We start from the raw sequence: 13,093 nt of genomic DNA on the forward strand, positions 1-13,093 counted from the left end.
CACACTTTGCAATCACTGTTTTCTTTCCACCAGACAAAAGAATGAGGGAAACGAGGCATGAAGAGACAGAAACGAGATCGCCTGGAACGGGCTCATCAACGTGGATATCAGGCTGGAATCGCTGGACGCTCAAAAGAAATGTGTCCTTATCAGACGATAAATCAAAGGTCACAATGGCTGGGAGGCTGGCGAGAAGCCATCGGCGACAGGGTACTTATAGCTTGATACCGTCTCTTTAAATAAAGAAACCTCCGCATTGCGGAGGTTTCGCCTTTCCGGGGTTGCTTAAATCAGCAATCAGAACGCTGAAGTGTCCTGGAACAGACCCACTTTCAGATCGTTTGCGGTATAGATCAGACGGCCGTCTACCAGCACTTCGCCATCCGCCAGGCCCATAATCAGACGACGGTTAACAATGCGCTTGAAGTGAATGCGATAGGTCACTTTCTTCGCAGAAGGCAGAACCTGACCGGTGAATTTCACTTCGCCAACGCCCAGCGCACGGCCTTTACCTTCGCCGCCGAGCCAGCCCAGGTAGAACCCAACCAGCTGCCACATAGCATCAAGGCCCAGGCAGCCAGGCATTACCGGATCGCCAATAAAGTGGCAACCGAAGAACCACAGATCTGGGTTGATATCGAGTTCTGCTTCTACGTAACCCTTATCGAAGTTGCCGCCGGTTTCGGTCATTTTCACGACACGGTCCATCATCAGCATGTTCGGGGCCGGTAACTGTGGGCCTTTAGCGCCAAACAGTTCACCGCGACCAGAGGCAAGAAGGTCTTCTTTTGTATAGGATTCGCGTTTATCTACCATGTTCTCAGTAAGCCTTATTTTAGTGAAGCACGCAGGATAGCTAACACGTGTACGCTGAACAAGTCCGATCAGTTCGGACTAAACCAACTCAGCCAGCGTAACGGCCACGGGTAACGGTGACGAGCATCCTGCTGTGTCGCCTGAGCAATACGTTCCTGGATAGTTTGCATCAGGGTTGTTTGACCTTCGCCATCCCAGACCAGATTTGTCAGTAAGGGTAGCGCATCCTCAATTCCTTCGATGGCCCAGAGCGTAAATTGTTCCTGTTCCACCGCATCCAGAAGCGCCTGACTCAGGCTCAGATGGCGTGCGTTAGGTGCCGGGATAATAACACCCTGTTTGCCGTTCAAACCGCGCTGCTGGCAAATAGAGAAGAAGCCTTCGATTTTCTCGTTCAGCCCGCCAACAGGCTGAGCGCGCCCAAACTGATCAACGGAACCGGTGATGGCGATGTTCTGATTAATCGGAACTTCTGCCAGGGCGCTGATGAGGGCACACAGCTCTGCCATAGAGGCGCTATCGCCATCGACTTCGCTGTAGGATTGCTCAAACGTGAGTGAGGCGGAGAAGGGGATTTGCTGCTCCAGCTGCAACTCAGACATCAAAAATGCCTGCATAATCATCATGCCTTTCGCATGGATGTTGCCGCCGAGTTCAGCTTTACGCTCAATGTCGGTAAATTCCCCGTCGCCAATGTGCACGACGCAGCTGATACGCGAAGGTTCGCCAAATGCACGTGGATGCCCCGGGAACTCGATTACGGACAAGGCGTTGATTTGCCCAATACGCTCGCCCTCGGTTTCCACCAGGATCTGTTCCAGCAGAATTTCATCCTGCATCCGGTCAGCGAGATAGCCTTCACGCCATTCGCGCTGCACAAGCATCTGGGTGAGCTGTTCACCGGTAAACGTGCCGTCACCGCTAATCACGCCCACTTCACGCAGCTGTTTGCTGATCCAGAGTGGGCAGAGCGGCAAGGTTTCCTGATCGCCGGTATAGCGCACCGCCTCGCGGATCAGACCAGGCCAGGCGTCAGCCGCCGGAACAGGCAATTCATAGCGCTCAGCAACCGCCATTACCCACTGACACCACTGTGCCATATCATCGGCATTAGCAATCTGGATATTGTCTTCGTACTCGCTGTAAACGGCCAGGCTCGCCAGCTCTGGCTCCATCTCCTGGAAGTCTGCCAGCGATTCACGATCGCCGGTCAACACCACGGTCAACGACAATGGCATTGACGGCACTGCGACAGGGAGAGGACGGGATTCGTCGTAGCTTACCCAGTCAAAGCGCTGCTGGCTCACAATCGTTTTCAGGCGCATCCACAGCAGCGGCTGGGAGAGCAGGGTTCTCAGGGCGATGATCAGGACACCGCCATTAGCGCGATGGACAAGCCCCGGTTGCAGCGACAGCTCACCATTAAACTGACGAAGGCAGCCAAAAAGCTGTTCCGCTTCGACCCAGTTGGCGGTGATCACTTCACCTTTTGCAGCAAAACGATCGTCAGCCTGCTGTGCCGGTTCAAAAGTAATGTTATGACCCGCGATACGGTACTGGCCGCCAAAAACAGTATCTGTTTCTGGCTGCAACTGGCGCATGGCATCACCCAGAAGCGTCAAATACTCGGCTTCTTCCGGGGCTTTGAGCAGCATGAAAGGAGATGTTGCCCACGGGCTTAACACCTGCTCCAGCGCATAATGCAAACGCGGTTGTGTATCGCTAAGTATGAATTCGTGTTCTTTTGTGAGTTCTGGCTGTGTAAAGAGCTCCTGATAGCTTTCTGTATCAGGAACAAGGTCACGCCATGCAAGTTTCGTAATGGTCAAAGTTGATGTTTTTTAGTCAGATGTAAAACCGTGGAGTATACCGTAAGCAGAAGGCTCTGCCCAAGCAGGATTGGGGATTTCCGCGGGGGAATCTCCCGTAATGATGCACAGGATATGATTTCTTTTCAGCAGATTGCCAAAAAACTGATATTCTGAACAGAGTTACGTGGTAACACTGAGATCGCAATGAAATATCAACAACTGGAAAATCTCGAAAGCGGCTGGAAATGGAAGTACCTGGTCAAAAAACATCGTGAAGGCGAGTTGATCACCTGCTACATCGAAGCCAGCGCGGCGCAAGAAGCCGTAGATATGTTGCTGACCCTCGAAAACGAACCGGTACAGGTTAATAACTGGATAGCGAAACACATCAATCCAGCGCTGTTGAACCGGATGAAGCAAACTATTCGTGCGCGTCGCAAGCGGCATTTTAATGCCGAGCATCAGCATACCCGCAAGAAATCTATCGATCTGGAATTTATCGTCTGGCAGCGCCTTGCAGGCCTTGCACAACGGCGTGGAAAGACGTTATCGGAAACGGTAGTGCAGCTGATTGAAGATGCTGAACACAAAGAGAAGTACGCGAACCAGATGTCGACGCTGAAAAACGATTTACAGGCGCTTCTGGGTAAAAAATAAGATTTTGTATTTCTTCAGACAATAAAAAAACCCCGCATTGCGGGGTTTTTTCTTAAGACGATAACTTATGCCGCTGGCTGAGTTACAACGTCTTTGATGCCTTTAACTTCGATCTCAACGCGACGATCTGGAGCCAGGCAGTCGATCAGTGCAGCGCGAGCTTTCACGTTGTCACAGGTAGAACCGGTAACTGGGTTAGATTCGCCCATACCACGTGGAGAGATCTTGTTAGCTGGGATACCTTTAGATACCAGGTAATCAACAACAGACTGAGCACGTTTTTCAGACAGCTGCTGGTTGTAAGCGTCAGAACCGATACGGTCGGTGAAGCCCAGAACCACTACTGAACCGTCTTTAGGATCCAGGTTGCTCAGCTGAGAGTACAGCTGATCCAGTGCCTGCTGACCTTCTGGTTTCAGGGTAGCTTTGTTGAAGTTGAACAGAACGTCAGACTTCAGAGTGAAGTGTTTGGTCTGTACTTCTGGAGCTGGAGCCGGAGCTGGAGCTACGATTGGCGCAGCTTCTTCCTGCTGGCCGAAACGGTAGGAAACACCTACGCTCAGCATCCCGTTGTCTGGACGAACACCTACGGTGTTGCCGTCGCCGATGTTGTTAACCCACTGGTATTCCAGACGGGTAGCGATGTCACGGGTCATAGCCCACTCAACACCACCTGCGAATACTGGAGATACGCCAGTGTCGTGATCGCTGCCAATCTGGTTGTTGCTGGAATCAGCACGCCATACCATGCCGCCCAGACGGGTGTACACGTCCAGATCGTCAGTTACTGGGTAACCCAGTTTAGCGGTCAGCTGTACGCCCTGAGCTTTGAAAGCGCCATTTACGGTGTCGCCTTTGTATGGCATACGACCTAACCAGTCGTAACCCATTTCAAAACCAACATACGGGTTAACCTGATAGCCACCGAACGCACCTGCACCAAGCTGGCTCTCATGAGTAGGGCCATCGTTGTTCAGTTTGCTGTTGTACCAGCCGGTGTCATGGAACTGAGACCAGCCCAGTTTACCACCTGCATACCAGGTATTATCTTTCGGAGCGGCCTGCGCTACGGTAGCGAAGCCAGCCAGTGCCACTGCAATCGCGATAGCTGTCTTTTTCATTTTTTGCGCCTCGTTATCATCCAAAATTTGCCATGAAGATCTCTGACGAGAAATCACGGTTAAATCCTTCACCGGGGGGCGTGGTCAAATATAAATCTACCGATATCTTCGGCTTAGGCCGAGCACCCCTGGCGATGTAAAGTCTACAACGTAGCTAGAAACTTACAAGTGTGAACTCCGTCAGGCATATGAAAAAAAAAGTTCCGTATACCTAATATTTAACATTTTTTGTACGGAATTTGTGCAGTAAAATTAACGGGAACCGCACCAGACAAGCCTTGCCGCAGATTTGGCCCATGGAACTATTTCCACATCTTGTGGTCGAAAAAAATTCCAGGAAAACTCTTAAATTTACTCAATGATACAAATTTGAGTGAATTTTTAGCCCGGATAGTTGTCCTCTGCGATAAGAATCTGGACGAACCGGACGCATAATAAAACCGATAGCGTTGCCTTCTTCGGCTGCTTCAGTCAGTCGAAAATGTTCTTCTTCCGTCAGTTCGTCTGGCAACCATCCGATCACGACGCTGTAATTTCCGGTACGTAATGCACGGATCATCGACTCGACCGTGTCGCATGGCGACAGCTGGTTAATCTGCATAACCTTGGTCAGCGGCAATCCTGCTGACTGAACCCATTCACGGCTCAGTTTTTGTTGCGGCGTCAGCCAGAGTTGCCAGCGAGACTGCTGGCCAAGCTGCTGTAATAAAGGCAGTAATAAGAGTTGCGTCAATAGGGGCTGGTCTTCACGATAAACCACTTCACTGATGAGACCTGTCGACACGCTCCCGACGGATTTCTGCGCGACATTGCCTGCGGTAGAAGAGAAAGATGTTGAGCGATTTGCGTAGCCTGAAGTGTACATATTCATTCCAGCCCTGTAGTCACTGTATGAATATACAGTAACCCCTGTATGCATAAAGATCAACCTCATTTTCGGAAAGCGACTCGCAAATTTTGCTCATGATCGGCCCCTAAAGAAAATTCATCTTGCTCACCGGCAATAAGTTGCCTATTTTCCTGCTAACGGATCCGTTAGTAAGAAATAGCCTCTTTAGATTATGATTTTTAAGGGAAATATCATGAAAAAGATATCTTATGAACGGATTTATAAATCCCAGGAATACCTTTCAGAACTGGGTGATATTCATCACCGCGCACTCTTTGGTGGTTATACCCTGGCGGTTGATAACGCTGTTTTTGCCATGGTGTCTGATGGGGAACTTTATCTGCGTGCCTGTGAGCAAAGCGCGACCTACTATGTGAAACACGCCTCCTCTTTTTTGACCCTTCTGAAGCGTGGTCGGCCCGTGCTGCTTAACTACTTCCGGGTTGATGAGGGGCTGTGGCAGGACAGGGGGACACTACTCCAGCTTTCTTCTTTTGCGCTTGAGGATGCCAGGCGGGAGCGATATCAACGCTATCAGCGCAACCGGCTTAAAGACCTGCCCAATCTCACCTTCCAGATTGAGGTTCTGCTTTTTGAAGTCGGGATCACTAACGAAGAAATGTTACGGGAGCTGGGGGCAAAAGCGAGCTGGCTGAAAATCAGAGCGCAAAACAAACAACTCGGGATTAAAGTGCTCTTTGCGCTTGAGGGGGCAATAGAAGGGTTGCATGAAGCGGCGCTCCCGGCGGAAATTCGCCAGGAGCTTACGGAGTGGTTTAACGCGTTGCCAGAGCCTGCGGAGAATCGTTCCGCCATGTAGCAATCAGTTGTTGCAGGCGACAAATTTCCGGCAGCAGGGCGATAAGCAGGCCAACTTGCTGAAGAACCAGCGGTGCTTTGCTGTCGGTACCAGGATCAAGATGGGCGATACGCTGAGCGAGTTCATCCAGAGCCTGTCGAACACGGGGTTCATCGGCTGGACGGTGGTGAAGTGCATCGTCGACATAGCAAACAGCATCATCCAGCAACGCCAGAATACCCGGGTTGGTTAGCCTTTCGCGGTGAGCGCCCAGCGTAGAAATGTAGCTGGTGAACGTATGGTTCAGGCACAGCAGACGAAAGGCAGTTTCACGGATTTCTGCCGTAGCGCCCGGTTCCGTTGACATGTTTGATACCACCGACGCCAGCTCTGCATCGCTGTTATGCGCATCGCGGCGGGCGATGCGATAGGCCAGACGGTTATCACGACCCTGGTGATATTGCTCAAGAATGGCATCCAGGTATCGGCAGTTGGCATTCATTGCCCTGTCCAGCACGCGCGGCAGATTGCGAAAACGCCAGTCCGGCCAGATAAAACTGACCGCAGCCCAGGCAATGGCGCAGCCGATAAGCGTATCAATAACGCGGGGAAGGGCGACTTCAAACCCTTCGCCAAGCAGGTTAAAGCACAGCAATACCAGCAAGGTGATAAACATCGTGGCGTGCGCATACTGCACATTACGAAATGCAAAGAACAACACGCCGGTGATCACGATAAGGACCAGCTGCCCTTCAATAGACGGGACAAAGTAAAGTACCGGAAGGCCGATGGCGACACCCACCAGCGTACCGATAATACGCAGCGCGAGCCGGTGGCGGGTGGCGTTATAGTTCGGCTGGCAAACGAACAGGCTGGTCAGCAGGATCCAATAGCCATGATGCAACCCGGTTATCTGGATAAACGCGTATCCAACGCACAACACCAGCGACATCCTCACGGCGTGGCGGAACAGAGCTGATTCAGGCGTAAAGTTGCGGCTCAGCCGTAACCACATATCGCTAAAGCCGTGAACACTGTCATCGGCAAGCTGGTTATCAGCGTCATTGTTCGGCATCGCCATGGCTTGCTCAGACTCAATAGTCGCCAGTTGCGCGTCTATCGCCCGCAGATTATTGAGTAAGAAACCCAGCGCTTTTATCTGCTCTGGGGATGTCCCACTGGCCTGAACGCGATCAAGCGCTGCATCAAGATGGCTGAATGCGCGCTCAAAGCGGGGATCGTGCTGATACGGCGTGCGCAGTAAAATGGAGCGGGACAGCTGCTGACACGCCTGGGATTGCATCGAAAGCAGCCGCTGAAAACGGAACATCACATCGCTGTAGCGGAACTTTTCCCGCAGGGCGGCATACTGCACGTGCGACGAACTGGCGCGCTCGTGGATATCCTGGGCGGCAAAATAGTAGTGCAAGGTCCGGCGGGTTCCGCGCTGGCCGCGGTCGCCGCGTAACCGGGTAAGAAGGCTGGCTTTGGTCTGGTTTAAGGTCGCGACCAACTGGCCATTTGCCAGCGCCAGATCGTAAAGCGGTGCCTGGCTTTCTTCTTCTATATCCGGGTCAAATAAACGGGATTTCAGCTCCAGATAATGCGCCAGCTGTTCATAGCTGCGGGCGAGGTTATCCTGCAAGGCGCGAACCGGAAAAATGAGGTGCCCGGTTAGCGTCAGCAGGTTATACCAGATAGCGCCAAGCAACAGCAGGACGGGCTGCTGATACCATTGATCGTAAAGCGACACGCCCAGCATGGTATAGATAGCAATCAGCAATGCGCCGAACGCAATAGTGGCATAACGCTGACCAAGCCCGCCCAGGAGAATAAATCCGCTGGTTGAAAGCGTCAGGCCTAACGCAAATAGCCATGGCCACGGGAACAGCAGTTCAACGGATGCGGAGGCAATGAAAAAACAGATAAGGGTGATAACCAGATTACGCAGTCGCCCGGCCAGGCGATCGTCGAGGTCGGCCAGCGCCCCGGCAACCACGCCCAGGGTGAGCGGGATAGTGAGCTTAACGTCGTTCAGCCACCACGGCAGCGCAACCGTGCCGCAAAGTGCGATAAAAATCCTGACGTTATAAAGCCAGGTACTGTTCCATGTGTAGCGGCGAATCAATGGGCTTAGCATGAGCGCGGCCTGTCCTTAATTACTGAAAACGACGACGGGCATTTGCTTCACGCGCGGCTTGCGCCACTTCAACCGGAACAACCCTGCGACCGACTGGCCACAAAGCGATGGCGGCGATTTTGAAATTCGCGATCCCGACAGGAATGCCAATAATCGTGAGGCACTGAGCAATACCGGCAAAGATATGCATCACACAAAGCCACCAGCCAAAGAAAATCAGCCACAGGATGTTAAGCACCGTACCGCCTGTGTTCATCAGTACGTTTTTGCTTTCCGGGTTCAGCTCGTCGACGTGTATAGCCTCGTTACCATAAGGAAAGAGCGACAGCCGGGTGATTTCCCAACAGGAGCGCGTCAGCGGAAGGGTAAAGATGAGCACGATGCTCACCAGCGTGGCAAGAAGCCAGGAAAGAGTGGTGGCAAAACCGCCAAGGACAAAATTAAGAATATTCAGAACGGTACGCATAAACCCTCAGTTCCTTTCGATATGATTAACGCTTAGTGATTGTAACGTTTTTTTAGGCTGGAGCACCTTAAAACTGGCAGTTAAACTGTCAGGTAAATTATCTCTTCGTGGATCAGGCAGGACATGGAACTGAAAGCAACTTCACTGGGCAAGCGCCTGGCTCAACATCCTTACGATAAGGTTGTCCTTCTGAATGCAGGGGTAAAAGTCTCTGGCGAACGCCACGAATATCTCATTCCGTTTAATCAGCTTTTAGCTATCCACTGCAAACGCGGGCTGGTATGGGGCGAGCTGGAGTTTGTGTTGCCTGCCGAAAAGGTGGTTCGCCTCCACGGTACTGAATGGGCGGAAACGCAACGTTTTCACCATCATCTGAGTAGCCTGTGGCGCCAGTGGAGCGACGAGATGAGCACAGTTGCAGCGCAGGTGTTGCAGCAGGTTCTTGATGATATTGCGCAAAGCAATGCGCAACAAAAATGGCTGACGCGCCAGCAAACCGCCGGTTTGCAGCAAAAAATCAAAGTGGCGCTTTCGGCACTACCGTTGCCGGTTTCCCGTCTGGATGAGTTTGAGAATTGCCGCGATGCCTGGCGGCAGTGTCAGGCATGGCTGACCGATATCGATAAAAGTCGCCTTGCCCATAACCAGGCATGGACGGATACCATGCTCTCGCAGTACGCCGATTTCTTCAGCAATATTGAATCCTCACCGCTGAATCCGGCCCAGGCGCGTGCGGTGGTCAATGGTGAACACTCCCTGCTGGTGCTTGCGGGGGCTGGGAGCGGTAAAACGTCGGTGCTGGTGGCGCGAGCGGGCTGGCTCCTGACCACAGGCGAAGCGGTGGCCGACCAGATTTTGCTGCTGGCGTTTGGTCGCAAAGCAGCGCAGGAGATGGACGAGCGCATTCAGGAACGCCTGCACACGCAGGATATTACCGCCAGAACCTTCCACTCCCTCGCGTTACACATTATCCAGCAGGGGAGCAAAAAGGTTCCTTCAATCAGCAAACTTGAGAACGACACGCAGGCCCGCCAGTCGCTGTTTATAAAGACCTGGCAGCAGCAGTGCAGCGAGAAAAAAGCTCAGGCAAAAGGCTGGCGCCAGTGGCTGGAAGAAGAACTTAACTGGGACGTGCCGGAGGGTAGTTTCTGGCAGGATGAAAAACTGGCGCGTCGCCTGGGGTCGCGCCTCGACCGTTGGGTAAGCCTTTTGCGAATGCACGGCGGCTCTCAGGCGGAAATGATTGAAAGTGCCCCGGAAGAGATCCGCGCGATCTTTACCAAACGGGTCAAGCTGATGGCTCCGTTGCTGAAAGCCTGGAAAACGGCACTGAAAGACGAAAATGCGGTCGATTTTTCAGGGCTTATCCATCAGGCCATTATCATTCTGGAAAAAGGCCGCTTTGTGAGCCCGTGGAAACATATTCTTGTGGATGAGTTCCAGGACATCTCACCCCAGCGCGCCGCGCTTCTTTCAGCGCTTCGGGCGCAAAATAAACACACGTCACTGTTTGCCGTCGGCGATGACTGGCAGGCAATCTATCGCTTCAGCGGTGCACAGCTGTCACTGACAACCGCGTTCCATCATTATTTTGGCGAGGGCGATCGCAGCGATCTGGACACCACCTATCGTTTCAACTCACGCATCGGCGAAATCGCCAATCGGTTCATCCAGCAAAACCCGCATCAGCTGGCCAAACCGCTTAACAGCCTGACGCCGGGAGATAAAAAAGCCGTCACCTTGCTGGCGGACGATCAGCTGGAGCCTCTGCTGGATAAACTGAGCGGCTATGCGAAACCCGACGAGCGCATTCTGGTGCTGGCGCGCTATCACCACCTCAAACCGACTGCGCTGGAAAAAGCGGCTACCCGCTGGCCTAAGCTCCAGCTCGATTTCATGACCATTCATGCCAGTAAAGGGCAGCAGGCCGATTACGTGATTGTGGTGGGTTTAAAAGAGGGCAACGATGGTTTCCCGGCTCCGGCTCGCGAATCAGTGATGGAGCAAGCCCTGTTGCCAGTACCGGAAGATTTCCCGGATGCTGAAGAGCGCCGTCTGCTGTATGTCGCGTTAACCCGCGCCCGCCACCGTGTATGGTTGCTGTTCAATAAAGATGAACCCTCAACGTTTGTCGATATTCTGAAGAGTATTGATGTACCGGTGGCGAGGAAGCCGTAACAAGGGCAGGGTTTGCAGGCCGGGTAAGGCGCAGTCGCCACCCGGCTTAGTACTTATTTCAGTCTTTCGGCAAGATAACGCTGATAATCCGGGATCAGAATATCGACAGGGGCGCTGAACTGCGGTGATTCAATAATAAAGTCTGCGGTAGACAGGTTAGTCGCCACCGGGATATTCCATACCGTTGCCAGACGCAGCAGCGCTTTCACATCCGGGTCGTGCGGGACGGCATTCAGCGGATCCCAGAAGAAAATCAGCACATCAATTTTACCTTCCGAAATTTGCGCCCCAACCTGCTGGTCGCCGCCCATTGGGCCGCTCAGCATGGCATGAACCTCTAACCCGGTTTCACGGTGGATAAGGTTGCCGGTCGTACCCGTTGCTGAGAGGGTATGGTTTTCCAGCAACGGCTGATGGCGGCGTACCCAGTTAAGCAGCATTTGTTTGCAGTGATCGTGCGCCACCAGTGCAATGTGTTTGCGGGCAGGAAGCGTGCGTGTTGTCAGTTCCATAATCTTTTCCGTCAGGGTTAACTGGCTACAAGATGACGGGAAGCGCCTGACGCTGCAAGAGAAAGGGCAAAAAAATGTGGGTTACGACGAAGGTTGCTGTTTCGCCCATTGCAGAAACTTGGCCCGCGTATCGGGGTCGGCCTGCTGGAACCAGAATTTCAGGCGTTGTTCGGTAAGGGTCTGAGACTGCGGCGGGATCACATCCAGTTCGGATACACCCGACAAAAGTGTGCTGTCGTCCGCCATCATGGTGGCAAACTGAGGCAGCGATGCGCGTTTGCCTGCTTTGTTATAGATTTCCGTATCCGCCTCATAATCAATACCTTTCGGCGTTTTGGTGAGCGCCAGAATATCCAGCTTCACGGGGATCGGCATCGCATCGCCATCCAGCAGCTCAATGCGTGGCCCGGACTCAAAAGCCTGGGCCTCTTTTTCGGTCTCCAGGCGGGGTATGTTAAAGTTGACCTGGCTAATCCGCTGGGTGTTAAAACTGACAATCAACGGCGGCGAGATATACATACGCTGTTCATGATTCGCCACGCGGATGGTCTTTTCTACCCGAAACACCACCTGGTGTTGCCCGTTATCCAGTTCAATACTGTCCGCACCGCGAAGCAGCGAGCTGGAGACTTTTTTGCCGTCCAGCACCAGCAGGTCAATGTCGGTGGAGAGCCGTAGCGTTGTCGCAAAGACGCAAACCGGCATAACTAATGCAATCACAGCAGAGGCAATGCCGGTTTTCATAGGGTGCTCCTGTGGAAAATGCTATTTCTTAATAATGTATCTAAATTTTTCGAGAATCATGTTTACTAACATATAGACATATTCCGCGGTTTTGCCCTCATACATCTGTATGGGATAGATGGTTGCGATGTCCGCTTTGACGTACACTTTGAAAAAAGCCAGGAGGAAGACCATGAAAGAGAACGATATTGCTGACATTCTGACATCGACTCGAACCATTGCGCTGGTGGGGGCGAGTGATAAACCCGACCGCCCAAGCTATCGGGTGATGAAGTATCTCCTGGACCAGGGCTACCACGTTATTCCGGTATCGCCAAAAGTCGCGGGAAAATCACTGCTGGGGCAGCAGGGGTACGCCACCCTGGCCGATGTGCCGGAAAAAGTGGATATGGTGGATGTTTTCCGCAACTCAGAAGCGGCATGGGGCGTTGCTCAGGAAGCCATTGCTATCGGCGCGAAAACGCTCTGGATGCAGCTTGGCGTCATCAATGAACAGGCGGCGGTGCTGGCGCGTGAAGCGGGTCTGGCGGTGGTCATGGACAGATGTCCGGCAATCGAAATTCCCCGCCTGGGGCTGGCGAAGTAATAAAAAAGCCCAGTATCGGGCTTTTTTTTCACGCTTAGTTGCGCAGGCGAGGGGCCTGTAGCTGTTTGCGAATGGTCCGGGCAAGCTCATCCATCGTGGGTTGCTCGGGATGCTCATCCTGAAGTTCGCCGCTAAGCTGCGCTTCGGCAAGATAGGTATGGACGGGCTGCCCATCATCATCTTCCATCACCACATGATACCAGGGTGCGGCGCGAAGCTCCGTGTCGACCGCCAGCTCATCTGCTGACGGTTCATCAAGGGAATACTCCGGGTCGATATCCACGACTACACCCAAATAGCCCAGTAAGGTGTGGCGGACCTGCTGGCCGATACCGAATTTGCTGGCAATCATAGTCACCTCCCGGGAAACATTA

The 13,093-nt window shown here is 52.8% G+C and carries 14 protein-coding genes; 5 read left to right on the top strand and 9 right to left on the bottom strand.

What is annotated here, in order from left to right:
- Nucleotides 1-57 precede the first annotated feature (57 nt).
- On the top strand, nt 58-225 hold the full coding sequence (gene rmf / locus N1249_RS07590; RefSeq protein WP_014069623.1) for a ribosome modulation factor: 168 nt from the start codon (nt 58-60) through the stop codon (nt 223-225).
- Between the two features lie 72 nt (nt 226-297).
- Here the strand turns inward: rmf and fabA are convergent, their stop codons facing one another.
- Together fabA and N1249_RS07600 are read right to left on the bottom strand one after the other, a co-directional pair.
- Nucleotides 298-816, bottom strand: a complete 519-nt coding sequence (gene fabA / locus N1249_RS07595) for a bifunctional 3-hydroxydecanoyl-ACP dehydratase/trans-2-decenoyl-ACP isomerase (RefSeq protein WP_013097260.1) — start codon at nt 814-816, stop codon at nt 298-300.
- A gap of 68 nt (nt 817-884) precedes the next feature.
- Entirely contained in the window at nt 885-2,645 is a 1,761-nt protein-coding gene (locus N1249_RS07600) for a Lon protease family protein (protein ID WP_259836333.1), read from the bottom strand.
- Between the two features lie 186 nt (nt 2,646-2,831).
- On the opposite strand from N1249_RS07600, the gene matP reads away from it, so the two are divergent.
- Nucleotides 2,832-3,284: a macrodomain Ter protein MatP gene (gene matP / locus N1249_RS07605; RefSeq protein WP_259836336.1), complete on the top strand. Its 453-nt coding sequence runs from the start codon at nt 2,832-2,834 to the stop codon at nt 3,282-3,284.
- Between the two features lie 65 nt (nt 3,285-3,349).
- Here the strand turns inward: matP and ompA are convergent, their stop codons facing one another.
- Nucleotides 3,350-4,405, bottom strand: coding sequence for a porin OmpA (gene ompA, locus N1249_RS07610; RefSeq protein WP_259836338.1), 1,056 nt, complete (start codon nt 4,403-4,405; stop codon nt 3,350-3,352).
- Nucleotides 4,406-4,760: 355 nt separating this feature from the next.
- Nucleotides 4,761-5,270, bottom strand: a complete 510-nt coding sequence (gene sulA / locus N1249_RS07615; RefSeq protein WP_259836340.1) for an SOS-induced cell division inhibitor SulA — start codon at nt 5,268-5,270, stop codon at nt 4,761-4,763.
- A gap of 217 nt (nt 5,271-5,487) precedes the next feature.
- Between sulA and N1249_RS07620 the strand changes: the two genes are divergently transcribed.
- Nucleotides 5,488-6,114 carry a TfoX/Sxy family DNA transformation protein gene (locus N1249_RS07620; protein WP_259836342.1) on the top strand — a complete coding sequence of 209 codons (627 nt, stop codon included), beginning with the start codon at nt 5,488-5,490 and terminating at the stop codon, nt 6,112-6,114.
- Here the strand turns inward: N1249_RS07620 and yccS are convergent.
- Together yccS and N1249_RS07630 are read right to left on the bottom strand one after the other, a co-directional pair.
- On the bottom strand, nt 6,071-8,233 hold the full coding sequence (gene yccS, locus N1249_RS07625; protein ID WP_259836344.1) for a YccS family putative transporter: 2,163 nt from the start codon (nt 8,231-8,233) through the stop codon (nt 6,071-6,073). The two genes, N1249_RS07620 and yccS, sit on opposite strands and share 44 nt — an antisense overlap.
- Nucleotides 8,234-8,252: 19 nt before the next feature.
- A complete protein-coding gene (locus N1249_RS07630; RefSeq protein ID WP_259836347.1) occupies nt 8,253-8,699 on the bottom strand; it encodes a YccF domain-containing protein in 447 nt (148 codons plus the stop codon).
- 123 nt (nt 8,700-8,822) lie between these two features.
- Here N1249_RS07630 and helD point away from each other — a divergent pair, with 123 nt between their 5' ends.
- On the top strand, nt 8,823-10,877 hold the full coding sequence (gene helD / locus N1249_RS07635; protein ID WP_259836350.1) for a DNA helicase IV: 2,055 nt from the start codon (nt 8,823-8,825) through the stop codon (nt 10,875-10,877).
- A gap of 53 nt (nt 10,878-10,930) precedes the next feature.
- On the opposite strand, the gene mgsA is transcribed toward helD, so the two are convergent.
- Both mgsA and csgI read right to left on the bottom strand, forming a co-directional pair.
- Entirely contained in the window at nt 10,931-11,389 is a 459-nt protein-coding gene (gene mgsA / locus N1249_RS07640; protein WP_259836362.1) for a methylglyoxal synthase, read from the bottom strand.
- 81 nt (nt 11,390-11,470) lie between these two features.
- A complete protein-coding gene (gene csgI / locus N1249_RS07645) occupies nt 11,471-12,133 on the bottom strand; it encodes a curli synthesis inhibitor (RefSeq protein ID WP_259836365.1) in 663 nt (220 codons plus the stop codon).
- Between the two features lie 172 nt (nt 12,134-12,305).
- On the opposite strand from csgI, the gene N1249_RS07650 reads away from it, so the two are divergent.
- Complete coding sequence (locus tag N1249_RS07650) at nt 12,306-12,719, top strand: CoA-binding protein (RefSeq protein WP_014069634.1); 414 nt, start codon at nt 12,306-12,308, stop codon at nt 12,717-12,719.
- A gap of 34 nt (nt 12,720-12,753) precedes the next feature.
- Here N1249_RS07650 and hspQ read toward each other — a convergent pair whose 3' ends face one another.
- Nucleotides 12,754-13,071 carry a heat shock protein HspQ gene (hspQ, locus tag N1249_RS07655; RefSeq protein WP_259836369.1) on the bottom strand — a complete coding sequence of 106 codons (318 nt, stop codon included), beginning with the start codon at nt 13,069-13,071 and terminating at the stop codon, nt 12,754-12,756.
- Nucleotides 13,072-13,093 lie beyond the last annotated feature (22 nt).

It is taken from the genome of Enterobacter sp. CP102 (assembly GCF_025152625.1).
Taxonomy (GTDB): domain Bacteria; phylum Pseudomonadota; class Gammaproteobacteria; order Enterobacterales; family Enterobacteriaceae; genus Enterobacter; species Enterobacter soli.

What these genes read in the sequence shown, in the direction of transcription:
- rmf (WP_014069623.1), top strand. Translation starts at nt 58, where the DNA reads ATGAAGAGACAGAAACGAGATCGCCTGGAACGGGCTCATCAACGTGGA.
- fabA (WP_013097260.1), bottom strand. Translation starts at nt 816, where the DNA reads ATGGTAGATAAACGCGAATCCTATACAAAAGAAGACCTTCTTGCCTCT.
- matP (WP_259836336.1), top strand. Translation starts at nt 2,832, where the DNA reads ATGAAATATCAACAACTGGAAAATCTCGAAAGCGGCTGGAAATGGAAG.
- ompA (WP_259836338.1), bottom strand. Translation starts at nt 4,405, where the DNA reads ATGAAAAAGACAGCTATCGCGATTGCAGTGGCACTGGCTGGCTTCGCT.
- sulA (WP_259836340.1), bottom strand. Translation starts at nt 5,270, where the DNA reads ATGTACACTTCAGGCTACGCAAATCGCTCAACATCTTTCTCTTCTACC.
- N1249_RS07620 (WP_259836342.1), top strand. Translation starts at nt 5,488, where the DNA reads ATGAAAAAGATATCTTATGAACGGATTTATAAATCCCAGGAATACCTT.
- yccS (WP_259836344.1), bottom strand. Translation starts at nt 8,233, where the DNA reads ATGCTAAGCCCATTGATTCGCCGCTACACATGGAACAGTACCTGGCTT.
- N1249_RS07630 (WP_259836347.1), bottom strand. Translation starts at nt 8,699, where the DNA reads ATGCGTACCGTTCTGAATATTCTTAATTTTGTCCTTGGCGGTTTTGCC.
- helD (WP_259836350.1), top strand. Translation starts at nt 8,823, where the DNA reads ATGGAACTGAAAGCAACTTCACTGGGCAAGCGCCTGGCTCAACATCCT.
- mgsA (WP_259836362.1), bottom strand. Translation starts at nt 11,389, where the DNA reads ATGGAACTGACAACACGCACGCTTCCTGCCCGCAAACACATTGCACTG.
- csgI (WP_259836365.1), bottom strand. Translation starts at nt 12,133, where the DNA reads ATGAAAACCGGCATTGCCTCTGCTGTGATTGCATTAGTTATGCCGGTT.
- N1249_RS07650 (WP_014069634.1), top strand. Translation starts at nt 12,306, where the DNA reads ATGAAAGAGAACGATATTGCTGACATTCTGACATCGACTCGAACCATT.
- hspQ (WP_259836369.1), bottom strand. Translation starts at nt 13,071, where the DNA reads ATGATTGCCAGCAAATTCGGTATCGGCCAGCAGGTCCGCCACACCTTA.